This is a genomic window from Cryobacterium sp. M96, assembly GCF_002929845.1.
Classification (GTDB): Bacteria; Actinomycetota; Actinomycetes; order Actinomycetales; family Microbacteriaceae; genus Cryobacterium; species Cryobacterium sandaracinum.
In genome coordinates, this window is the sequence record NZ_PJJS01000054.1 from 95,014 (window position 1) to 116,966 (window position 21,953).

20 protein-coding genes and 1 tRNA gene are annotated in these 21,953 nt (G+C 67.4%); 15 read left to right on the forward strand and 6 right to left on the reverse strand.

The window, feature by feature from the left end; genetic code table 11:
* Positions 1–4: 4 nt before the first annotated feature.
* The 3 genes from CXY79_RS14500 (at position 5) to CXY79_RS14510 (ending at position 3,617) form a co-directional block, all read left to right on the forward strand.
* Positions 5–988, forward strand: coding sequence for an ABC transporter ATP-binding protein (locus CXY79_RS14500; protein WP_233191527.1), 984 nt, complete (start codon positions 5–7; stop codon positions 986–988).
* A complete protein-coding gene (locus CXY79_RS14505) occupies positions 975–1,856 on the forward strand; it encodes an ABC transporter permease (protein ID WP_104102992.1) in 882 nt (293 codons plus the stop codon). Before CXY79_RS14500 ends, CXY79_RS14505 begins: the two co-directional genes overlap by 14 nt.
* Positions 1,857–2,129: 273 nt before the next feature.
* A complete protein-coding gene (locus tag CXY79_RS14510; RefSeq protein ID WP_104102995.1) occupies positions 2,130–3,617 on the forward strand; it encodes an amino acid permease in 1,488 nt (495 codons plus the stop codon).
* Here the strand turns inward: CXY79_RS14510 and CXY79_RS14515 are convergent.
* A complete protein-coding gene (locus CXY79_RS14515; RefSeq protein ID WP_104102998.1) occupies positions 3,614–4,840 on the reverse strand; it encodes a CdaR family transcriptional regulator in 1,227 nt (408 codons plus the stop codon). The genes CXY79_RS14510 and CXY79_RS14515 overlap by 4 nt on opposite strands.
* Before the next feature lie 357 nt (positions 4,841–5,197).
* Between CXY79_RS14515 and ald the strand changes: the two genes are divergently transcribed.
* A complete protein-coding gene (gene ald, locus CXY79_RS14520) occupies positions 5,198–6,316 on the forward strand; it encodes an alanine dehydrogenase (protein WP_104103001.1) in 1,119 nt (372 codons plus the stop codon).
* A gap of 258 nt (positions 6,317–6,574) precedes the next feature.
* On the opposite strand, the gene CXY79_RS14525 is transcribed toward ald, so the two are convergent.
* The 5 genes from CXY79_RS14525 to CXY79_RS14545 all read right to left on the reverse strand — a co-directional run bounded on the left by CXY79_RS14525 (position 6,575) and on the right by CXY79_RS14545 (position 12,052).
* A complete protein-coding gene (locus CXY79_RS14525) occupies positions 6,575–7,264 on the reverse strand; it encodes a TetR/AcrR family transcriptional regulator (RefSeq protein ID WP_104103004.1) in 690 nt (229 codons plus the stop codon).
* Positions 7,257–8,558 (reverse strand): ABC transporter permease, encoded by a 1,302-nt coding sequence (locus tag CXY79_RS14530; RefSeq protein ID WP_104103007.1) that lies wholly within the window; start codon positions 8,556–8,558, stop codon positions 7,257–7,259. The genes CXY79_RS14525 and CXY79_RS14530 overlap by 8 nt, the downstream gene beginning before the upstream one ends.
* Positions 8,555–9,277, reverse strand: a complete 723-nt coding sequence (locus CXY79_RS14535) for an ABC transporter ATP-binding protein (protein WP_104103010.1) — start codon at positions 9,275–9,277, stop codon at positions 8,555–8,557. Before CXY79_RS14535 ends, CXY79_RS14530 begins: the two co-directional genes overlap by 4 nt.
* Positions 9,278–9,472: 195 nt before the next feature.
* Positions 9,473–11,143, reverse strand: coding sequence for a hypothetical protein (locus CXY79_RS14540; protein WP_146068153.1), 1,671 nt, complete (start codon positions 11,141–11,143; stop codon positions 9,473–9,475).
* A 270-nt stretch (positions 11,144–11,413) separates the two neighbouring features.
* Complete coding sequence (locus CXY79_RS14545) at positions 11,414–12,052, reverse strand: MBL fold metallo-hydrolase (protein ID WP_104103016.1); 639 nt, start codon at positions 12,050–12,052, stop codon at positions 11,414–11,416.
* A 55-nt stretch (positions 12,053–12,107) separates the two neighbouring features.
* Between CXY79_RS14545 and CXY79_RS16650 the strand changes: the two genes are divergently transcribed.
* The 11 genes from CXY79_RS16650 to CXY79_RS14595 all read left to right on the forward strand — a co-directional run bounded on the left by CXY79_RS16650 (position 12,108) and on the right by CXY79_RS14595 (position 21,930).
* Positions 12,108–12,668 carry a diacylglycerol kinase family protein gene (locus CXY79_RS16650; protein WP_233191528.1) on the forward strand — a complete coding sequence of 187 codons (561 nt, stop codon included), beginning with the start codon at positions 12,108–12,110 and terminating at the stop codon, positions 12,666–12,668.
* Positions 12,669–12,700: 32 nt separating this feature from the next.
* Complete coding sequence (locus CXY79_RS16655) at positions 12,701–13,006, forward strand: hypothetical protein (RefSeq protein ID WP_233191529.1); 306 nt, start codon at positions 12,701–12,703, stop codon at positions 13,004–13,006.
* Between the two features lie 56 nt (positions 13,007–13,062).
* Positions 13,063–13,135, forward strand: a tRNA-Glu gene (locus CXY79_RS14555).
* Between the two features lie 237 nt (positions 13,136–13,372).
* Entirely contained in the window at positions 13,373–14,398 is a 1,026-nt protein-coding gene (locus tag CXY79_RS14560) for a TerC family protein (protein WP_104103018.1), read from the forward strand.
* A gap of 44 nt (positions 14,399–14,442) precedes the next feature.
* Positions 14,443–15,285: a PP2C family serine/threonine-protein phosphatase gene (locus tag CXY79_RS14565; protein WP_233191530.1), complete on the forward strand. Its 843-nt coding sequence runs from the start codon at positions 14,443–14,445 to the stop codon at positions 15,283–15,285.
* Positions 15,286–15,484: 199 nt separating this feature from the next.
* Positions 15,485–16,930 (forward strand): 3-isopropylmalate dehydratase large subunit, encoded by a 1,446-nt coding sequence (gene leuC, locus CXY79_RS14570; RefSeq protein ID WP_104103021.1) that lies wholly within the window; start codon positions 15,485–15,487, stop codon positions 16,928–16,930.
* A 3-nt stretch (positions 16,931–16,933) separates the two neighbouring features.
* Entirely contained in the window at positions 16,934–17,542 is a 609-nt protein-coding gene (gene leuD, locus CXY79_RS14575) for a 3-isopropylmalate dehydratase small subunit (RefSeq protein WP_104103024.1), read from the forward strand.
* Between the two features lie 98 nt (positions 17,543–17,640).
* Entirely contained in the window at positions 17,641–18,963 is a 1,323-nt protein-coding gene (gene murA / locus CXY79_RS14580; RefSeq protein ID WP_233191550.1) for a UDP-N-acetylglucosamine 1-carboxyvinyltransferase, read from the forward strand.
* Between the two features lie 133 nt (positions 18,964–19,096).
* The gene (locus tag CXY79_RS14585; RefSeq protein WP_233191551.1) at positions 19,097–19,792 is read left to right on the forward strand and encodes a 1-acyl-sn-glycerol-3-phosphate acyltransferase; all 696 of its coding nucleotides are present in this window, start codon (positions 19,097–19,099) and stop codon (positions 19,790–19,792) included.
* Positions 19,793–19,811: 19 nt separating this feature from the next.
* The gene (locus CXY79_RS14590; protein WP_104103030.1) at positions 19,812–20,909 is read left to right on the forward strand and encodes an NAD(P)H-dependent glycerol-3-phosphate dehydrogenase; all 1,098 of its coding nucleotides are present in this window, start codon (positions 19,812–19,814) and stop codon (positions 20,907–20,909) included.
* Positions 20,812–21,930 (forward strand): D-alanine--D-alanine ligase family protein, encoded by a 1,119-nt coding sequence (locus tag CXY79_RS14595; RefSeq protein WP_104103033.1) that lies wholly within the window; start codon positions 20,812–20,814, stop codon positions 21,928–21,930. Before CXY79_RS14590 ends, CXY79_RS14595 begins: the two co-directional genes overlap by 98 nt.
* Positions 21,931–21,953: the final 23 nt, after the last annotated feature.

The window sequence follows — 21,953 nt, forward strand, 5'->3', positions numbered from 1 at the left end:
CACAGTGACAGCCGCAACCCCGGCTCCCGATCTCGCGATCGAGAGCCGGGGTCTCACCAAGCGCTTCGGCGAGCAGATCGCCGTGAACGAGATCGACCTGGCCGTCCCGCGCGGAGCGGTCTTCGGATTCCTCGGGCCGAACGGCTCCGGTAAGACCACCAGCATCCGCATGCTGCTCGGCCTAACCCAGGCCAGCAGTGGGCAGATCAGCGTGCTGGGGCAGAGCATGCCCGACAGTCTGCACGCGGTGCTGCCGCGCGTGGGCGCCCTCGTGGAGGGGCCGGCGTTCTACCCATTCCTCTCCGGAGCCGCCAACCTGCGCCGGCTCGACACCGCCGACCGCAACGCGCCGTCTAGCACGCGAGGCGCCCGGGTCGAGCAGGCGCTGGCGCGCGTGGGCCTGACCCACGCCGCCGGCAAGAAGGTAGCTGCCTACTCGCTGGGCATGAAGCAGCGCCTCGGCATCGCCAACGCGCTTCTGCAGCCGCGCGAGCTGCTCGTGCTCGACGAACCCACGAACGGGCTCGACCCGCAGGGCACCCGCGAGGTGCGCAGCCTGGTGCGGTCGCTCGCGGCCGAGGGCACCACGGTCTTCGTCTCGAGCCACCTGCTCGCCGAGGTGGAGCAGATGTGCACTCACGCCGCGGTGATGAGCGGCGGCAACCTCGTGGCCCAGGGCACGCTGGCCGACCTGCGCCACGTGGGCCAGACGCGGGTCCGCGTGCGCACACCGGATGCCGCCGCGGCCGCAGCCGTGCTGACCGGCCTCGGTCTGGCACCCGTGCACAGCGACGTGCCCGAGCAGGACCCCTGGGTCGCGGCTCCGCTGCCCCGAGAAATGTCGGTCGACCTGACCGGGCAGCCGGAGTCCATCGTCACGGCTCTCGTCGCCGGTGGCGTGCGCGTGCGCGGTTTTCTGATCGAGGAATCCAGCCTGGAAGAACGTTTCGTGGCCCTGACCGGAGAAGGTTTCGATGTCCTCCAATAGCGTGGCGAGCTCGAAGGTGTCGGGCAACGGCGTTCCGAGCAGGCGCCGATCAGCCGGACCGGCCCTGCTCGGCTCCGAGCTAACGGTGCTGTTCCGCCGCCGCCGCACCTGGGCGATGCTGGTCGCCATCGCTCTCATCCCCATCCTGCTCGCCGTCGCCGTGCGGCTTTCGTCGGAGACCTTGGCACCGGGAGAGGGCCCGCCCTTCCTGGACCGGGTCACCCAGAACGGCCTGTTCGTGGCGTTCACCGCCATGATCGTGGCCATCCCGTTGTTCCTTCCGCTCACCATCGGCGTCGTCGCCGGCGACACCATCGCGGGGGAGGCCGGGCAGGGCACCCTGCGCTACCTGCTCGTGGCCCCGGCCGGGCGTTTGCGCCTGCTACTCGTCAAGTACGCCGGCGTCGCCGTGTTCTGCCTGGCCGCGACGTTGACCCTTGCGGTGGCCGGGACCCTGATCGGGGCCGCACTGTTCCCGGTCGGGCCGGTGACACTGCTCTCGGGCGATGTGATCAGCGTGCCGGAATCGCTGCTGCGCTCCGGGCTGATCTCGCTCTACGTCACAGTCTCACTGCTCGGCTTCGCGGCGATCGGGTTGTTCATCTCCACCCTCACCGATGTTCCCGTGGGGGCGATGGCCGCCACGGTCGTGGTATCGGTCGTCGTGCAGATCCTCGACGTGCTCCCGCAACTGTCGTGGCTGGATCCGTGGCTCTTCAGCCACTACTGGCTGGGCTTCGCCGACCTGTTGCGGCAGCCCATGGACCTGGGCTCGTTCGGCGACAACGTGCTCCTGCAACTGGGCTACATCGCCGTGTTCGGTACCCTGGCCTACGGCCGGTTCTCCACCAAAGACATCTTGTCCTGACCCTGTGTCCGGTTGGGATCACCACGCCCGAACAGCCGACGACGTTTGGCCCGCGGATGCTCGACACCTGTCGATCAGGTCTGGCCCGCGGCCGCGGGGTGCGGGCTGGGGTGCGCCTCGGCTGCCACCCGGGTTCGGGGGACGCCCGCCCGAGGACGTAGCGTTGCTACTTCAGAACCCGAGTCGGGCCGCTTCACAACCGTGAGGCCCCAACGGGTTGACACGGTCGTCCTCTGGGTGGCTGCGTCTGTGCCGTTTTGAGGAAGAAGCCCCATGCCTGAACGCACCACCGCGGTACCCGGAACCTCACCTACCGGGGCCGCAGCCCGAGACTCGCACGCGGATCCGAGCCTTGCTCGCTCGCTGAGTCGGCGGCACATCCAGATGCTCGCCATCGGCGGCACGATCGGAACCGGGCTATTCATGGGCGCCGGCAAGACCATCTCCCTCGCCGGGCCGGCCGTGATCTTCGTCTACATGATCATCGGCTTCATGCTTTTCTTCGTGATGCGGGCCATGGGCGAGATCCTGCTGTCCAACCTGAACTACAAGTCGTTCAGCGACTTTGCCGGTGACCTGCTCGGCCCGTGGGCGAGCTTCTTCACCGGCTGGTCATATTGGGCGTTCTGGGTGGTCACCGGCGTCGCCGACATCGTGGCCATCTCCGGCTACGTCGACGTGCTGGCACCGGGCACGCCGCTGTGGATCCCCGCGCTACTCACTCCGGTTGCGCTGATCCTGCTCAACCTGCCGAGCGTCAAGGCGTTCGGTGAAGCCGAGTTCTGGTTTGCGCTGATCAAGGTCGCCGCCATCGTGGCCCTGATCGGAACCGGCCTGGTAATGATCATTACGCACTTCACCTCCCCGTCGGGTGCCGTGGCCGGCTTCGAGAACATCTGGAACGACGGCGGGATGTTCCCGCACGGCGTCGCCGGCTTCGTGCTCGGCTTCCAGATCGCCATCTTCGCCTTCGCCGGAATCGAGCTTGTCGGCACCGCGGCCGCGGAGACGAGGGACCCGGAGAAGAACTTGCCCCGAGCCATCAACACCATTCCGCTGCGGCTGCTGCTCTTCTACGTGGGTGCCCTGGTGATCATCATGTCGGTCAACCCGTGGCGCACCATCGACCAAGGCAGCAGCCCTTTCATCGGCATGTTCGCCCTCGCCGGGCTGGGGGTCGCGGCCATCGTCGTCAACCTGGTCGTGCTCACCTCCGCCGCCTCGAGTGCCAACTCCGGCATCTACTCGACCTCCCGGATGGTCTACGGCCTCGCGCAGGACGGCAATGCCCCGAAGACCTTCGGCACGCTGAGCAGCCGCAAGGTGCCGAGGAACGCCCTGCTGTTCTCCTGCATATTCCTGCTGGCCGGGCTGGTGCTGCTGTACACGGGTGATTCCTTCATGGGCGCTTTCACGCTTGTCACCTCGGTGGCATCTGTGCTGACGATGTTCGTCTGGTCCATCATCATGGTCAGCTACCTCGCCTTCCTGCGCCGCCGTCCCCACCTGCACGCCGCCTCGAAATACAGGATGCCGGGCGCTCGGTTCATGCCCTGGGTCGTGCTGGCGTTCTTCGCCTTCATGCTCTGGGCCCTGGGCCAGGCTGACGACACGCGCCTCGCGCTGGTCGTGGCCCCGGTCTGGTTTCTGGCCCTCGGCGCCGCGTGGTACGTCAACCGCAAGGCGCCGCTGCAGCAGGCCCGGATCGTGGAGTGGAAGGCCGACGTTCAAGCAGAGAAGGCCACGCTCGTCCGGCGCTAGATCCGCGGCCGCCGCGACCAGCGGTCTGCCTTCATCGCGAGGTGCAGTTCCAGCCGCACCTGGCCGCCCAGCGGGTCAGCGCCGATCAGGGTGCGGATCTTCGCCAGCCGGTTGTAGATGCTGCTGCGGTGCAGGTGCAGGGCCGCCGCGACATCCTGAACCGACCCGTCGGTGTCGTAGAGCAGTTCCAGCATCGGAAGCAACTCGTGGTTGTCGTCGAAGTCCCGCAGCTCGGCGAAGTAGACCGATTCCACGGGGGAAAGGTTGCGGCTGCTGGCCGCGAGGAACTGGTAGACGCCGATCTGGCGGAAATCGGCGATGGTGCCCAACCGGGCGTCGACGGCGGCGGCCTGCACCGCTTTGCGGGACTGGATGTAGGCATCCGGGAACCGTCTGAGATCGGTGAACACCTCGCTGAAGCCCATCAGGTCGGGGCGCTCGGGGGTGCCGCCGCGCCGGGCGAGTTCGTACCGATAGCGGTGAAGCATCTCGGTGTGTGCCACCTTGCCCGCTGAATCGCGCAGCAGCACAACCGCGTGGGTCTCGGTGCCGGCGCTGAACCGGGCCGCGTCGATGCCGACCGTGGCGTGCAGCGCCGAGATCCGCTGGAGCAGAACGCCGGCGGCGAAATCGGGCGTGGCCTCGCCGCCGTCGGCCTGCTCGACGGGGCGGGGCATCAGGGTGGCGAGATGCCACGGGCCGGTCCCATGAATCTGCGGCCAGCCCGCGATCTCCTCGATGGCGGATGTCTCCGCCTGGCAGGCCGCGAGGAATAGGGCCTCACGTTTCCGGCGGTGCTCGGATTCGGCGGTGTTGCTGTCGAGCAAAGTCTCGGCCAGCCGGTCCAGCTGGCCGCGCACGGCGGGTAGCTCACGGAGGATCGCCTCCGGGGATTCGTCGTGCGACCCCTGCATCGCCCACAGGTAGCCGACCCGGAACCCCCGCACCATCAGCGGCACACAGACGCGGCCGAGCATGCCCAGCGCGGCGTTGGCGGGGACGGCGACGGGACGGACCGCTGTGCTGATTCCGTGCTGCAACTGCCAGGCGCTGACGTCGGCGGGCACCTTCTTGCTCAACAGGAAATTGACCCGCACGCTGTCGGCGAGCGGCTGGTCCCGGCTGTACGCCAGCAGGCCTCCGTCGAGATCCTCGAGCGAGAGGGCGCGGTCCAGGCCGGCCGCGAGGTGTTCGACCAGGTCTTCGATTTCCGCGGTTCTCATTGGCTCAATGTTAGGGGGCCGGAGCAGGCCGGAAACGGACATCAGGCGACGCTTGCCGGGTTGACGCGCGACAACTGTCGAGTGACAAAGCGGTTCCCCATCTCGGTGACCGGTGCGGTCCGGAGCGAAGCCGACCGGGATCACCAGGAAAACCCCTGAACGCGAGGCTTATTTATGCTGCGGTGGAGCCGTTGTCGGCATCGGTCTCCGCCGCTGGACCTCAGGCCCGACGGCGGCGTGCGGTTCGGGCCGAATTGGTGGATTTAGTCTTGACCCCGCTGCGGTTCACTGTCGAAAGTGGCGCCGCAGCCCCCTGTCACAAGTTCAATTGAGCAGTACTGAGCAACGGAGTCGGCCATGATCATCGGTGTACCCAAGGAAATCAAGAACAACGAATTCCGCGTAGCCATCACAGCCTCGGGCGTGCACGAGTTCCTGGCCGCCGGTCACACCGTGTTGGTCGAAAAGGGTGCCGGCCTCGGATCGCACATCACCGACGACGAGTACCACGTGGCCGGCGCCGAGCTGGTCGACTCCGCCGACGAGATCTGGGCCCGCGCCGACATGGTGATGAAGGTTAAGGAACCGGTCGCTTCCGAGTACCACCGCTTCCGCGAGGGTCTGATCCTCTTCACCTACCTGCACCTGGCCGCCGAGCCCGACCTCACCCGCGCCCTCGCCGAAGCCGGCGTCACCGCCATCGCCTACGAGACGGTGCAGACCGCCAACCGCGCGCTGCCGCTGCTGGCCCCGATGAGCGAGGTGGCCGGCCGACTGGCCGTGCAGGTCGGCGCGCAGTCCCTGATGGCCCCGGCCGGCGGCAAGGGCGTGCTGCTCGGCGGCGTGCCCGGGGTGCGCCCCGCGAAGGTCGTCGTGCTGGGCGCCGGCGTCGCCGGCACCAACGCGGCCGCCATGGCAATGGGCCTCGGCGCCGACGTCACGATCCTCGACATCAACATCGACCGGCTGCGCCAGCTCGACGCGCAGTACCAGGGCCGGCTGAAAACCGTCGCGTCCAACTCCTACGAGATCGAGAATGCCGTGACGGATGCCGACCTGGTCATCGGCTCCGTGCTGATCCCGGGCGCCAAGGCCCCGAAGCTGGTCACCAACGCTCTCGTGGCGCGCATGAAGTCCGGCTCCGTGCTGGTCGACATTGCCGTGGACCAGGGCGGCTGCTTCGAGGACACCCACGCGACCACGCACGAAAACCCGACCTACCGCGTTCACAACTCGATCTTTTACTGCGTTGCCAACATGCCCGGCGCCGTGCCGAACACGTCGACTTACGCGCTGACCAACGTCACCCTGCGGTACGCCCTCTCACTGGCCAACCTTGGCGTGAAGGCGGCGCTCGAGCGCGATGACGCCTTGGCCCTCGGCCTGAACGTCGCCGCCGGAGCGGTCACGAACCGTTCCGTGTCCGAAGCCCACGGCCTGCCGCTGGCCGACTGGCGCGAGCTCGTCACCGCGTAGCGCCGCGAGCGTTCCTGGCCTGCCACCGGTCGAGCAACCGGTGGTCGGGCTCGTCGAGAGGCGGCGACCCGACGTCCGGAGGCTCCCGTTCGGCGCTCGAGCTCGTCGAGACCCGGTGCGCCACCCCGCGCTAACTTCGGAGATTTTCGCAAGACGCCGCTCAGCCGGGCGCGAAAACCGGGGTTTCCCGAAAATCTCCGAGATTACGTCACGATGGATGCCCGTTGCTGGCACTGCGACGCTGCGGCGCCCGTTAGCTTAGCGGGGCGCCGGAACAGCCGTCCCCGTCAGGCGCTGCACCAGGGCGAGGGAGTGGTGCAGTAACTCGCCGGGGCTGCCGGTGAAGCCGCCGGAGAACCACTTCTGCATCGAGTAGCGCATGACACTGCCCGCGAGGGCGACGACCATTCTGGCCTCGTCGGCCAGATCGGGGGTGCCCGTCTCGGTGCGCCCCTGGGCGTGGAAGCGGTCGAGGACCAGCTGCACCAGATGCGCCTCCAGCTCCGCGATGCGGGACGTCTCCCCGGTGAGGAGTTCCGGGGTGCGCTCGATCAGCATCCTGCGGCTACGGAGAAGTTCCGTGTCGGGGGAGTGGTCGGCCACGGCGGCAGCGATCATTTCGACGAGGTCGCCCAGCACGTCCCGGCCGGTGCCGTGCACGAACGCCTGGTGCTCGGCATCCGTCGGCTGAGGCGGCGCGCCGCCGAGGAACACGCCGTCCTTCGTGCCGAAGTAGTTGAAGAAGGTGCGCGGCGAGACCACGGCCGCCTCGCAGATCATGTCGACCGTCACCCGGTCGTAGCCGTGCTCGAGCGCCAGCGAGATGGCGGCCCGCTCCAGCGCCGACTGGGTGGCCGCGCGCTTGCGGGCGCGCAGCCCCAGGTCGGCGGCGGGGCCGGCCGGACCGGGGCCGTTCGGGCCCGCACCGCTCGGACCCGTGCTACTCATACCGCAGGGCGTCGATCGGGTTCTGCCGCGCCGCGGCCCGGGCGGGCAGGGTACCGGCCAGGAAGGCGATCAACATGACGACGCCGATGATGATGGCGATCGAACTCGGCGCGAACTGCACGACCTGAAGTCCGGGCAGGTTCTCGAACACGGTCGTAGCGAGGATGTTGCTGATCACCGAACCGACGCCCACCGCAACGAGCGCGCCCAGGGCGCTGCCCAGGAAGCCGATGAAGACGGCCTCGGTGCTGAACAGAGCGTAGACACGGCCGCCGTTCATGCCCATAGCCTTCATCAGCCCGATCTCCCGGGTGCGTTCCTGCACGCTCATCAGCAGCGTGTTGATGATGCCGAAGCCGGCGGCGATCAGCGCGATCACGGCGAAGGCGTTGAGCACGCCGATGATGACGTTGATCACGGTTTCGAACGAGCCGATCTGGTCCGCGACGGTCTGCGAGGCGTAGCCCTGGTCGGCGAGGTCGGCCTTGATCGCGACGATCTCCTCGTCGGAGGCGTCCAGGTCGAACCGGGCGGTCGCACTGGCGTAGCTCTGTGGTGCCCCGGCGGGGGTGCCGGCGAGTTCGACGTCGTGCAGCCGGTCCGTCAGCGGCTGGTTGAGGCCGGCCCCAGCGCCAAGGATGGTCTCGTTCTGCACGCCGACGATGGTGGCCGGAACCTGCTGCGGGGTGCCCGCGAAATCAGTGATGCCGATGGAGACGGTCTGGCCGATGGCCGACTCCGGGGTACTGAAGCCCAGCGCGTCGAGGTAGGTGGTCGGCAGCAGAAGCTGGTCGGTGGCGCTCTCGTTGTCCAGTTGAGCCCCGGCCGCCAGGTCGGCCGTGGTGAGAGTGGCGGGCGCGTTCACGGTCAGCTCGAACTTTCCGCTGCCGTCGTACTCGATGAAGTCGGGCGTCACCTGCACCGCCGGGTCGACGCCGAGGATGCCGCTGGTGGCCTTGATCGTGTCGAGATCGGCGTCGGTGAGCGCCTGGATGGTGCTACCGGGGCGCGAGCCGTTGCCCAGGCTGATCGTGGTGGCCTTCTCCGGGTCATACGCCGCCGGTCCGTCGCTCTCCGTCGCCGCGGCGTCGTCGGTCTTGGAGACCGTGAGCACATCCGCCGCACCGATCGCCGAGACCTGGCTGTTGATGTAGCTCGTCACCCCGGTGCCGATGCCGCTGGTGATGGTGAGCGTGAACGCGCCGATGAAGATGGCGATGACGGTCAGGCCGGTGCGGAGCTTGCTGCGAAAACTGTTCGCGATCGCGGATGTGATGATGTCGACGAATTTCATGCGCGCGCTCCCTCGGGCTTCGAGATGGCTTCAGGAGATCTGGTGACGTCCTCGATCCCGTCCCGGATGAAGATCTGGCGGTCGCAGCGGGCAGCGAGATCGATGTCGTGGGTGACGATGATGAGCGTGATGCCCTTGTCCTTATTGAGGGAGAAGAGGATGTCCTCGACGACGGCTCCGGTGGCCGTGTCGAGGTTGCCGGTCGGTTCGTCCGCGAAGATCACCTTCGGGTTGTTGACCAGGGCCCGGGCGATGACCGCGCGCTGCTTCTGCCCGCCGGAGAGGTTCATGGCCTTGTTCTTCGCCTTGTCGGCCAGCTCCAACTGCTCCAAGGCCTTCATTCCGCGCGCCCTGCGCGCCTTCGGGCTGACCCCGGCTATCTTCAGGGGGAGCACGACATTCTCGAGCACACTCGCATTGGCGGTGAGGAAGAACTGCTGGAAGACGAACCCGAAGTCCTGGTTACGAAGCCGGTTCACCTCCTTGCCCTTGAGCTTCTTCGCATCCGTTCCCTCGACCAGCAGCGCGCCGCTGTCCGGGTCGTCTAGCAGCGCCAACAGGTGCATGAGCGTGGACTTGCCGGACCCGCTCTTGCCGACGATGGCGACGGATTCACCGGCGCGGATGTCGACGGAGACTCCCTTGAGCGCGTCGAAACGGTTCGCCCCGCTCCCATAGGACTTGCCGATGTTCTGGGCCGAGAGAACGGGAACAGTCATAGGGGCAGCATCCTTCGGGGGAGAAGTCATCGGGTCGCACGTGTGCAGAGCCATCAAAATTACAGTAGCTGCACCGATGCCGCGTCAGCTGGGTGCGCCCTGTGCAGGGGCGGTGCATCCCCTTCTTTGGTTTTGGGCCGGACAAAGCGGGGCCCGGATCAGTGGATCCAGGCCCCGATGCCTATCGGTTCTCGGTCAGCGCCCCATTCTCAGGCGGCGGATCAGCCAGACGGTTGCCCCTGCCAGGACCAATCCGATCAGGACCATGATCCCGGGAGCCGAGCGATGGAAGCTCAGCGTCTCGGCGCCATCGGCCAGCTTGCCTGAACCGGCGGCCACCTTGGCATAGCCGGCGCTCAGCTCGGCGGTGCCGGCGGCGAGCGTGTTCGCACCGTCGAGGAGCGTCCCGGATCCGTCCGACACATTCTCGGTGCCCTCGGCCAGGGCAGTGGACCCGGTTTCGAGCGCAGTGGTGCCGGCGACCAGCGTGGACGCCCCCGCCGCGAGGGTCTGCGTGCCGTCGGTCAATGACCCGGCGCCGACTGAGATGCGGGTTGCGCCGTCGGCGAGACTCACAGCGCCAGTTGCCAGGGTCGTCGCTCCCGTGAACAACGACGAGGCGCCGGCGGCTACTCGGCTGGTGCCGCCTTGGAGGGAGCTTGCACCGGTGGAAACCACGCTGGTGCCGGCCGCAACCCGTTCGGAACCGGCGGTGAGGGCCTGCGTACCGACCTGGAGTTCCGAGGCCCCCGTCGCGACGGCACCTGTCCCCGCGGCCACCGCGGCAGCTCCGCCGGACACCTGGGCCGCGCCGGCGGCGAGGGTTGTGAGCCCGTCGCGCAGTTCTGCGGATCTCGTCTGGAGCACCGCAGTGCCCTCGCTCAGGGGCGTCAATCCGTCGCGGAGGACGGCCGAACCGTCCCGAAGGGCAACAGCCCCGGACTCAACCCCCGTGGTGCCCGTGTGCAGGCTGGAGGCGGCGGAGCTCAGCCCCTGGAGAGTGGCCAGAAGGGCGTCCGGGGTGATCGTGTCCGCCTCGACCTGGTCGGCCAGGGTGGCGAGTGCGGCATCCAGCCTCGTGGCTCCCGCAGCGACGCTGCGGGCTCCGTCGCTGAGCTCGGTCGCCCCCAGCGCGAGGGCCTCGGCGCCGCGCCGGGCCTGGTTCGTGCCCTGGGCGGCGGATGCCGTTCCAACGGCGAGCAGGACCGAGCCGTCGCGAGCCGTCCTGGCGCCGAGGGCAGCCTGGCCAGCGCCGGTGGCCACGGTTGCCGCACCCGCGGCAACCTGCGTTGCGCCGGCGGAGACTTTCATGGCGCCGGTCCCTGTTGTGGCGACGCCGGCGGCGAGAGTCGCCGCACCGGTCGCAGCAGCTCCGGCACCGGCGGCGAGAGCGCTCGCTCCGCTGGCGGCGGTGGCGGCGCCGGCGGACAGCGTCTCCGCGCCCCGTGCGGCCGATTCGGTGCCGAGCACCAGCCTGGTGCTGCCGCTGACGCTCGTGAGTGCTCCGTCGAGGAGGGTGCCGGCGCCGGCCGAAGTGTTCGCCGCACCTGTCGCCAGGCTGATGGCGCCCGTGTTGGCCCGGGTCGCCCCGGCCTGGAGGTCGGTCGCACCGGCGGCCGCGGCGGCCGCGCCCTCCGACAGCGTTTCGGCGCCCACGGCGAGTTGTGCCGCGCCGCCGGTGACTTTCAGGGAGCCGGTTTCCACCGTGACGGCTCCGGTGGAGAGTTCTCCGGCGCCGCTGGCCAGCCGCCCGGTGGTCAGGAAGAAGAACGTCAGCAGCATGACCAGCATGAGGCTGAGCCCGGCCACAATGGAGCGAATGCCAATGGTGCCTGGGCGGGATAGTGCACGGTCAGATCTCGTCATCGAGGCTCCTTGAAAGACGTGAGCAGGCATGCGGGCATGCCGGAACTCGCGTGGTGTGGTGTGCGGTGCGCGGTCAGACTCCGACGTCACGGCCGGTGGTTCACGGCCGTGCAGCACGGTGGCGCGCCGAAGTGACACGACCGTAGCAGTGGGGAGAAGCCACGAACCGAAGCCCGGAAAAGTTCGGGGCCAGGGCTAACGCATTCCGCGCTGACTATATATCGTTTGTGGGATTCCTACAGGGCTACCCCCCGAAAGGAACGTCAAACATCACAGGTCGAGGGACTCGTTCGGCTCGAGCGGGAAGAACTCGCCGCCGTTCTGCTCGGTGGCCCACTGAATCCGGGCGTTGGACAGTTCCTTGCCACCCCGGGAGAGTCCCATTTCGTGGGTGGGGAAGGTGCGGCGCGGCTCGAGGGCCAGCACGTAGTCCATCACCTCGCTGATCTTGAGCCAGGGCGCGCCGGCCGGAACGGCGAGGGTCTGCACTGTCACGCCTTCCGGAATCGCAAACGAGTCACCGCCGTAGTAGAGCTCCTCGTCGACGAGTACGCCGAGGTTGTCGATCACCGGGATCGTTTTGTGGATGATGGCGTGCGTGCCGCCGAAGAAGCGCAGCCGAAACGGCCCGGCCTCCACGGTGTCGCCCGCGCTGACGACGGTCACGGGATAGCCGGCGGCGGCGGCCGCGACCCCGGCCGGGGCAAAGATCGCCACGTCGGGGTTCAGGGCGATGATGCGGTCCAGCTGTTCCGGGGTCCAGTGGTCGGGGTGCTCGTGGGTGAGCACGACGGCGACAGCCCGGGCGGTGTCGGTGAGCGGGCTCGTGAACGAGCCGGGATCGATGAATAACTTCTGGCCGGCCTTGTCAAGAATCAAAGCCGCGTGCTCGAGTTTCGTCAGTTTCATGGATTGAGCTAATACCCAATCCCAGAGCGCTGCAAGCTGAGACCATACTGGAGCGGTGCCTCCATGTCTTCACCTCGTCGTCGCCATCAACGCCGCCGCCGCTTTCGGTCGCCGCAGGGACGTCGGCCCTCGGGTTGCCCAGGCCCTGGTCGTGGCCGGCCACCAGGTGACCAGTCTGAGCGCCCCCAGCTTCGACGCGCTTCGCCGCGACGTCCAGGGCGCACTGGTGTCGCGGGTCGACGCGCTCGTGGTCGTCGGCGGCGACGGGATGGTCAGCCTTGGCACCAACCTCCTGGCCGGTACGAGTCGATTCCTGGCCATTGTGCCGTGCGGCACGGGCAACGACCTCGCGCGCGGGCTGGGGATCCCGGTCGACGACACGGATGCTGCCATCCGTCACCTGCTCGATGCCCTCACCCGCCCGCCGCGGGCCATAGACGCCGCCCGGGTGCGGTGCGGCGACACGACGATCTGGTTCGCGGGCGTGCTTTCGGCCGGGTTCGACGCCGTGGTTAACGAACGGGCCAACCGGATGCGCCGGCCCCGCGAGAAGAGCCGCTACACCCTGGCCATCCTGCTGGTGCTGACGACGCTCGGCCCATCTCCTACCGGCTGACCGTCGACGGCCGGCCACGCCGGATGCGGGCCATGCTGATCTCCGTAGCCAACAACGTGTCGATCGGCGGCGGCATGCGCGTCGTTCCGGGTGCGGTGATCGACGACGGCCTGCTGGACCTCTTCATCGTGGCCCCGCTGTCGCGGGCGGGTTTCCTCCGCGTCTTCCCGAAGGTATTCTCGGGCACGCATACAACCCTGCCGCAGGTGGAAATCACCCGGTGTTGCAGCATCCGGATCGACGCCGACCGGGTCGCCGCCTACGCCGACGAGGAGAGGGTCGGGGCAATGCCGGTGCAGGTCGACGTGGTACCCAAAGCCCTGCTCGTGCACGCCTGAGCCGCTCAGTTTGGTTTTAGCTATCGGCGTGTGGCATATTGGGTGAGTTGCAAAACGGCCCCATCGTTTAGCGGCCTAGGACATCGCCCTCTCACGGCGGTAACGCGGGTTCGAATCCCGCTGGGGTCACACCAGCCCGGTTTCCTTCTTTTCGAGGGGCACCGGGTGTCTTATTTAAGCGAGACCCCGGTAGACTCCACGGAGTGAAGGGGAGTGTCCCCGTGCCCGTTCGGGCACCTCGCCGTGAACGTCAACACGGGCCGCGTCGCAGGGGCCCGACACGGCGGTATCGATCCATCGATACGGGAGAGACTCTCAGGTTTCCTGCTGCCTCCAGCATCCCCTTCAGTGAAAGGCTCTACACGCATGGAAATTGCTCTCCCGCTCTGGTTTGAGATTGGGTCGCTCGTCGTCCTGACGCTCATCCTGGTTGCCGACCTCCTCATCGTCTTCAAGCGGCCGCACGTGCCCTCGATGCGCGAGGCCAGCCTGTGGGTTGCCTTCTACGTGGGACTGGCCCTGATCTTCGCCCTGCTGATGTTGGTCCTGGGCGACGCCGAGCACGCGGGGCAGTTCCTCGCCGGCTGGCTCACGGAGTACAGCCTCAGCATCGACAACCTGTTCGTTTTCGTCATCATCATGGCGAGGTTCTCGGTGCCCCGGAAGTACCAGCAGGAGGTGCTGATCGTGGGCATCATCATCGCGCTGGTGCTGCGCGGCATCTTCATCCTGCTCGGAGCCCAGCTGATCGAGAACTTCAGCTGGATCTTCTACATTTTCGGCGCGTTCCTTCTCTACACGGCCGTGCACCAGGCGGTCGCAAAAGAGCCCGACGTGGACGAGTCCGACAACGGGCTGATCCGTTACCTGCGCCGACACATGAACATCTCGTCGACCTTCGACGGTTCGAAGTTGCGCACCCTGGTCGACGGCAAGAAGGTCTTCACCCCCATGCTGATCGTGCTCCTCGCGATCGGCACCACCGACCTGGTCTTCGCCCTCGACTCCATCCCGGCGATCTTCGGCATCACGCAGAGCCCCTTCATCGTGTTCACCGCGAACGTGTTCGCCCTGATGGGGCTGCGTCAGCTGTACTTCCTGCTGGGCGGGCTGCTCGAACGCCTCGAATACCTCAATTACGGGATCGCATTCATCCTGTTCTTCATCGGCGTCAAGCTTGTCTTCCATGCCCTGCACAACAATGAGGTCTTCTTCATCAACGGCGGCGAGGGCGTGGGCTGGGCTCCGGAGATCGACACCTGGACTTCTCTCGGGGTGATCGTGGTTTCCATGGCCGTGGCCACCATCGCCAGCCTGATCAAGGCTCGGCGGGATGCTCGCCGGCGCGGTCACACCCTCGCCGAGGAGATCCCCCACTTCGTCGAGGAGTGACATTCGCCGACGTGCCTCGCACGCACTCGAACACAGGAGCTGACGTGGCCTCGCAGAGTGAGAGCGAACTGGTGCTCCCCGCAACCCGTGCGCGGTTCGTGTTCAGTGCCCGGAGCGACGTCGGCCGCGAGCGCAAGGTCAACGAGGACAGCTTCCTGGCCCAGGCCCCGGTCTTCCTGGTCGCCGACGGCATGGGTGGTCATGCCCAGGGCGACGTGGCCAGCCAGACAGTCGTGCGGGTCTTCGAGGAACACATCGCCTGCGACGCACCTTCGACCCCGGAACGCGTGCTCGACGCCATCCACTCGTCGAACGATGCGGTGCGCGACCTCAGCGCCGTCGACGACTACGGCACCGCGGTGTCCGGTACGACGCTGTCGGGCATCGCGTTCGTCGACGCCGGCGACGACGTCGGCTTCCACTGGATGGCCTTCAACGTCGGCGACTCGCGGGTCTACACCTGGGACGGGCACACGTTGGCGCAGCTGAGCGTCGACCATTCCGCTGTGCAGGAGATGGTCGACGCGGGTCTCATTTCCAGTGACGAGGCGGAGCAGCATCCGGAACGCAACGTGATCACCCGCGCGATCGGCGCCGACGAGTCCGTGGACGCCGACGTGTGGCTGCTTCCGGCGTCCGGGCGGCACGCGTTCCTGATCTGCTCCGACGGACTGACCAAGGAACTCGGCGCGGCCGAGATCGCGAAGATCCTGGCATCCTATGACGGTGATAGCTTGCCCAGCCGGTCCCGCGCAGACGTGCTCGTCGACGCGGCTCTGGCCCGCGGCGGACACGACAACGTGACGGTCGTCTATGTGGAGTCGAAACTGGGCAACCCTGAGCAGGACGACACCGCCGACACGGGCGAAGCAGCGCGCCACAGATAGAGTGACGTCGTGGACACAGCGGAAAGCACCCTCGAATGAGGGGCGTCAGGCAAAGCTCGCACACGCACAGTGTTAGCCTGTCAGAGTGCTGCTGCGTCGACCCTCTCTTCCCTGCCGCGACGAGTCCCAGTTCTGAGGCCTCTCTCGTCGTGGAGTTTCTGGTTGGCTGCATACCCATCGTTGAGGAAGACGCACACACATGACTGACGCACCACTGCTGGAAGAACGTCCGCGTACTCTGGCCGAAAAGGTTTGGGACAAACACCTCGTCGCCAAGGGCGAAGACGGCACGCCCGACCTGATCTACATCGACCTGCACCTCGTGCACGAGGTCACCAGCCCGCAGGCTTTCGACGGATTGCGCTTGGCCGGACGCCCTCTGCGCCGCCCCGATCTCACCATCGCCACGGAAGACCACAACACGCCGACCCTGGCGATCGACCGGCCCATCGCCGACCTCACCAGCCGCACCCAGATCGAGACGTTGCGGCGCAACTGCGAGGAATTCGGCATTCGCCTGCACTCGCTCGGCGACATCGAGCAGGGCATCGTGCACGTCGTCGGACCGCAGCTGGGCCTGACCCAGCCGGGCATCACCGTCGTCTGCGGCGACTCGCATACCTCCACCCACGGCGCCTTCGGGGCCATGGCGCTCGGCATCGGCACAAGCGAGGTAGAGCACGTGATGGCCACCCAGACTCTGCCTCTGACACCCTTCAAGACCATGGCGATCACCGTCGACGGCACTCTCCGCCCCGGCGTGACGGCCAAGGACATCATCCTCGCCGTGATCGCGAAGATCGGCACCGGCGGTGGCCAGGGCTACGTGCTCGAATACCGCGGCAGCGCCATCCGCGCCCTCTCCATGGAGGGTCGCATGACCATCTGCAACATGTCGATCGAGGCCGGCGCCCGCGCGGGCATGGTGGCCCCGGATGCGATCACCTACGACTATCTTCAGGGTCGCGCACACGCCCCGGAAGGCCAGGATTGGCTCGACGCGGTCGGCTACTGGGACACCCTCGCCACCGACGACGGCGCTGTGTTCGACGCCGAGGTGCTGCTCGACGCCGACACTCTCGAACCCTTCGTGACCTGGGGCACCAACCCCGGGCAGGGCGTGTCCCTGAGCGATACCGTGCCGGACCCGTCCGGAATCATCGACGCCAACGAGCGCTCGGCCGCCGAACGCGCCCTCGAGTACATGGACCTGGCGGCTGGCACCCCGATGAAGGAGATCCGGGTAGACACCGTCTTCCTCGGCTCCTGCACCAACAGCCGGGTCGAGGACCTGCGCGCCGCCGCCAACATCATCCAGGGCCATAGCCTGGCCCCCGGCGTGCGGATGCTGGTGGTGCCCGGTTCTGCGCGGGTGCGCATCGAGGCCGAGGCGGAGGGCCTCGATAAGATCTTCATCGACTTCGGCGCCGAATGGCGCTTCGCCGGCTGTTCGATGTGCCTCGGCATGAACCCCGACCAGCTCGCTCCCGGCGAGCGGTGCGCTTCCACGAGCAACCGCAATTTCGAGGGCCGTCAGGGCAAGGGCGGGCGCACGCACCTCGTCTCCCCGCTGGTCGCGGCGGCGACCGCCATCCGCGGTACGCTTTCGAGCCCGTGGGACCTGGTCCAGGATGGAGACGAGTAAGTAATGGAAAAGTTCACAACCGTCACGGGCATCGCGCTTCCACTGCGCCGCTCCAACGTCGACACCGACCAGATCATCCCCGCCGTCTACCTCAAGCGCGTCACCAAGACCGGCTTCGAAGACGCCCTCTTCGCCCGCTGGCGCGCCGACCCCGACTTCGTACTCAACAATCCGGCCTACGAGGGTGCCCGCGTGCTCGTGGCCGGCGCCGACTTCGGCACCGGCTCCTCGCGGGAGCACGCCGTCTGGGCGCTACGCGACTACGGCTTCGACGTGGTCCTCAGCCCCCGCTTCGGCGACATCTTCCGCGGCAACTCCGGCAAGCAGGGTCTGCTCGCCGGCCAGATCTCCGAGGCCGACGCCCAGCGCCTGTGGGACATCATCGAGGCCTGTCCCGGAGTCGAACTGACGGTCGACCTCGTGTCGAGGACCGCCCGCGTGGGCGGCCTCACCGTTCCGTTCGAGATCGATGACTATACCCGGTGGCGCCTCCTCGAGGGCCTCGACGACATCGGACTCACCCTGCGCGATGAAGCGCGGATCGCAGAATTCGAATCCCACCGGGAGCCATGGCGGCCCCGCACTCTCCCCGCAAGGCAGGTACGTTTGTGAGCACCATCAGCGAAAACACCCAGGACCGTGAAGACGACCAGAACCGGTCGGACGCGCAGAACCGCGAGAACGCCCAGAACTGGGGCGCGGCCGTCGGGCTGCAGGGCGACCGGATCACCATCCGCGGTGGCATCCCCCTGGTCGGCCGGATCGAACTGAAAGGCGCGAAGAACCTGGTCACCAAGGCCATGGTCGCGGCCCTTCTCGGTGAGAGTCCCAGCACGCTCAAAAACGTGCCGAACATCAGCGACGTGCGCATCGTGCGCCAGCTGCTCGAAGTGCACGGCGTCAAGGTCACCGACGGCGCTGAGCCCGGCGAACTGCTGCTCGACCCGGTCGACGTCGAGAGCGCGCATTTCGCGGCGATCGACGCGTACGCCGGTTCCTCGCGCATCCCGATCCTGTTCTGCGGCCCTCTGCTGCACCGCCTCGGGGAGGCGTTTATCCCCGATCTGGGCGGCTGCCGCATCGGCGACCGCCCGATCGACTACCACCTGGACGTGCTGCGCAAGTTCGGCGCCGTCGTCGAGAAGCAGCCCAACGGCATCCGGATGTCCGCGCCCAACGGGCTCAAGGGCACCAAGGTATCCCTGCCCTACCCGAGCGTCGGCGCGACCGAGCAGGTACTCCTGACCGCCGTGCGCGCGGAGGGCATCACCGAGCTCAAGGGCGCGGCGATCGAGCCCGAGATCATGGATCTCATCAACATCCTGCAGAAGATGGGCGCCATCATCACGGTCGACACCGACCGGGTGATCCGGATCGAGGGCGTCGAGCGCCTCGAGGGCTACAACCACCGCGCCCTGTTCGACCGGAACGAGGCGGCCAGCTGGGCGGCAGCGGCCCTGGCCACCGACGGCGACATCTTCGTCGGCGGCGCACGCCAGCCCGAGATGTTGACGTTCCTGAACGTGTTCCGCAAGGTCGGCGGGGCGTTTGACATCGAAGACGACGGCATCCGTTTTTACCACCCGGGCGGCGACCTCAAGCCCGTCATCATCGAGACGGATGTGCACCCCGGCTTCATGACGGATTGGCAGCAGCCGCTCGTGATCGCCTTGACCCACGCGCACGGCGTCTCGATCGTGCACGAGACCGTCTACGAGCAGCGCTTCGGCTTCGTGGACGCTCTCGTCGAGATGGGCGCCACCATTCAAATCCACCGGGAATGCCTCGGCGGGCACCCCTGCCGGTTCGGCCAGCGCAACTTCAACCATTCGGCCGTGATCACCGGGCCGACGAAACTGACCGGCGCCGACATCGAGGTTCCCGATTTGCGCGGCGGCTTCAGCCACCTGATCGCGGCGCTGACCGCGAAGGGAACCTCCACCGTCAGCAACGTCGGAATCATCAGCCGCGGCTACGAGAACTTCATCACCAAGCTTCAACTGTTGGGGGCTGACTTCGATCTCGAAGGATAATGGGGCTGTGCCAGCATCCGATCCAGCGTCCGTGTCCGATCCAACGCCCCAGACCCACATCTCCCGTGACGTCGTGAACCCCGGGCGGGAGCGTTCGGAGACCCGGCGGCCATCCGTGTTCTGGGTGCTGGCGATGATGATCCTTCCGGTGATCAATCTCGCCGTGCGGTATAAGGTCACCGACGCCGCGAAGTTCCCCCGTTCGGGGGCGTTCGTGATGGCGCCCAACCACTTCAGCGAGATCGACCCGCTTCTGATGGGGGTAATGAGCTGGAATATGGGGCGCGCGCCCCGGTTCATGGCGAAGGCATCCGTCTTCAAAATCCCGGTGATCGGGTGGCTGCTGCACAAGTCGGGACAGATCCCGGTGCAGCGCGGCGGCAGCGTGCGCGGCAGCGAGCCCGTGAAGGCGGCCGAGCGACTGGTCGAACGTGGCCAGATGGTCGTCGTCTACCCGGAGGGGTCGCTGACCCGGGACCCCGCGCTGTGGCCGATGCGTGGCAAGACCGGCGCTGTGCGGATCGCTCTCGAGCAGGGTATCCCGATCGTGCCGGTGGCCCACTGGGGAGCGCAGGCGATCATGCCGCGCTACTCGAAGCGGCTGAACCTATTCCCGCGCAAGACCGTGCTGGTCAAGATCGGTGACCCGCTCGACCTGGCGCAGTTCCGGGGCCGCAACCTCGACCCGGCGACGCTCAACGAGGCCACCATGCTCGTCATGGCCGCCATCACCCAGTTGCTCGAAGATCTTCGAGGTGAGACGGCGCCGTCCAGGCGCTGGAACCCGACCGAGCACGATCAGAAAGAGACCGGCCGTTTTGAAGCCTAAGGTTCAGCCAGGCAAACGGGTGGCCGTTCTCGGTGCCGGCAGCTGGGGCACCACGTTCGCCAAGATCCTGGCCGACGGCGGGGCCGACGTCGTGCTGTGGGCCCGCCGTCCCGAGCTCGCCCGCGAGATCACCGAGGCCCGGCGCAACAGCGACTACCTGCCCGGCATCAACCTGCCGGAGGGCCTGCGGGCCACCGCGAGGCTCGACCTGGCCCTCGCCGGCGCCGAGCAGGTGTTCGTATCGGTGCCGAGCCAGTCGCTGCGCGAGAACCTGATCCTGGCCGAGCCGTTCCTGGCTCCCGGCGCCATCGTGGTGTCGTTGATGAAGGGCGTCGAGCGCGGGTCCGGCCTGCGCATGAGTCAGATCATCGCCGAGATCCTGCCGATCAACCCCGACCTGATCGCGGCGATCTCCGGACCCAACCTGGCCCTGGAAATCGCCAAGGAACAGCCGACGGCGGCCGTGGTCTCCTCGAACAGCCTCGAGACTGCGCAGGCCGTTGCCATGCTGGCCCGCAACCGCTACTTCCGCTCCTACGTCAACACGGATGTCATCGGCACCGAATTCGGCGGCGTGCTGAAGAACCTCATCGCCGTGGCCATCGGCATCGTCGACGGCGTCGGCTACGGGGAGAACACGAAGGCGTCGATCATCACCCGCGGTCTCGTGGAGATGACCGATTTCGCGGTGGCCTACGGCGCGCATCCGGAAACGCTGGCTGGCCTGGCCGGCCTGGGCGACCTGATCGCGACCTGCCAGTCGCCGCTGTCGCGCAACAACACCGCCGGCCGGCTCCTCGGCCAGGGCTACGGCATCAACGACGTCGTCAAGCAGATGCAGCAGACCACCGAGGGTCTTGCGTCCGTCGGCCCCATTCTCGATCTCGCCCGCGCCAAGGGGGTGGACATGCCCATCGTTGAGCAGGTCCGCCAGGTGCTGGCCGGTACTCTGAAACCGCGGGATCTCGCCCCGCACCTGACCACGGACTCAGCGGAGCCGCAGGGCGAAAGGACGATTGATGACGAACAAGCTCACGGTGGCGCTGCTCTTTGGGGGTCGGTCAAGCGAACATTCGATCAGTTGCGCCACAGCGGGCGGCGTCCTGGCGGCGATTGACCGCGATCGCTACCACGTCATTCCGGTCGGCATCACCCGTGACGGAGCCTTCGTGCTCGAAGCGGATGACCCGGCTCGGTTCACATTGGACGCGGACGAACTGCCGGAGGTCTTCGACAACGGCACCCGCATCCGGTGGCCGGAGAGCAGCCTCAGCCGCCAGCTGACCGTCAGTGACGGCGCCGGCTATCGTTCGCTCGGTAACGTCGACCTGGTCTTCCCGATCCTGCACGGCCCGTTCGGCGAGGACGGCACCGTGCAGGGGCTGCTCGAACTCGTCGGGCTGCCCTACGTGGGCTCAGGCGTGCTCGCGTCGGCGCTCGGAATGGACAAGCACTTCACCAAGACCGTCTTCCAGCAGGCTGCCCTCCCGGTCGCCCCGTGGCGTACCATCACCGACGGCGATTGGGCCGAGGCTCCCGGGATGGCGTTCGCGGCGGCCGAGGAGCTCGGGCTGCCCGTGTTCGTGAAGCCGGCTCGGGCGGGGTCGAGCGTAGGCGTGAGTCGGGTGTCGACCCTGGACCAGCTCGCCGAGGCGATGCGGGTTGCTCTGCTCGAGGACAGCAAGGTTCTGATCGAGGCCGGGCTGCGCGGACGCGAACTCGAGATCGCGGTGCTGCAGGGGCGTCCTGGGGAGCCGACGCGGGCATCCGTCGCCGGCGAGGTGAGGGTCACCGGGCGGGACTTCTACGACTTCGCCGCCAAGTATCTCGGTGCGTCCGGCATCGACCTGGTCTGCCCGGCCGACCTCACCTCCGAGGAACTCGCCCAGATGCAGGCCCTGGCCATCCGCGCGTTCGACGCGATCGATGGCGCCGGCCTGGCGCGGGTGGACTTCTTCCTCACCGATGACGGCTGGGTCATCAACGAGATCAACACCATGCCCGGGTTCACCCCCATCTCGATGTTCCCGAGCTGCTGGCTGGCCAGTGGCTTCACCTACCCGCAGTTGATTGATGAGCTGATCGAGGTGGCGATCGCCCACCGCGCCGCGCCGGCCGCGCTGCACCTGGCGGTCTAGCCGCCCAGCCGCACGCCCGGCGC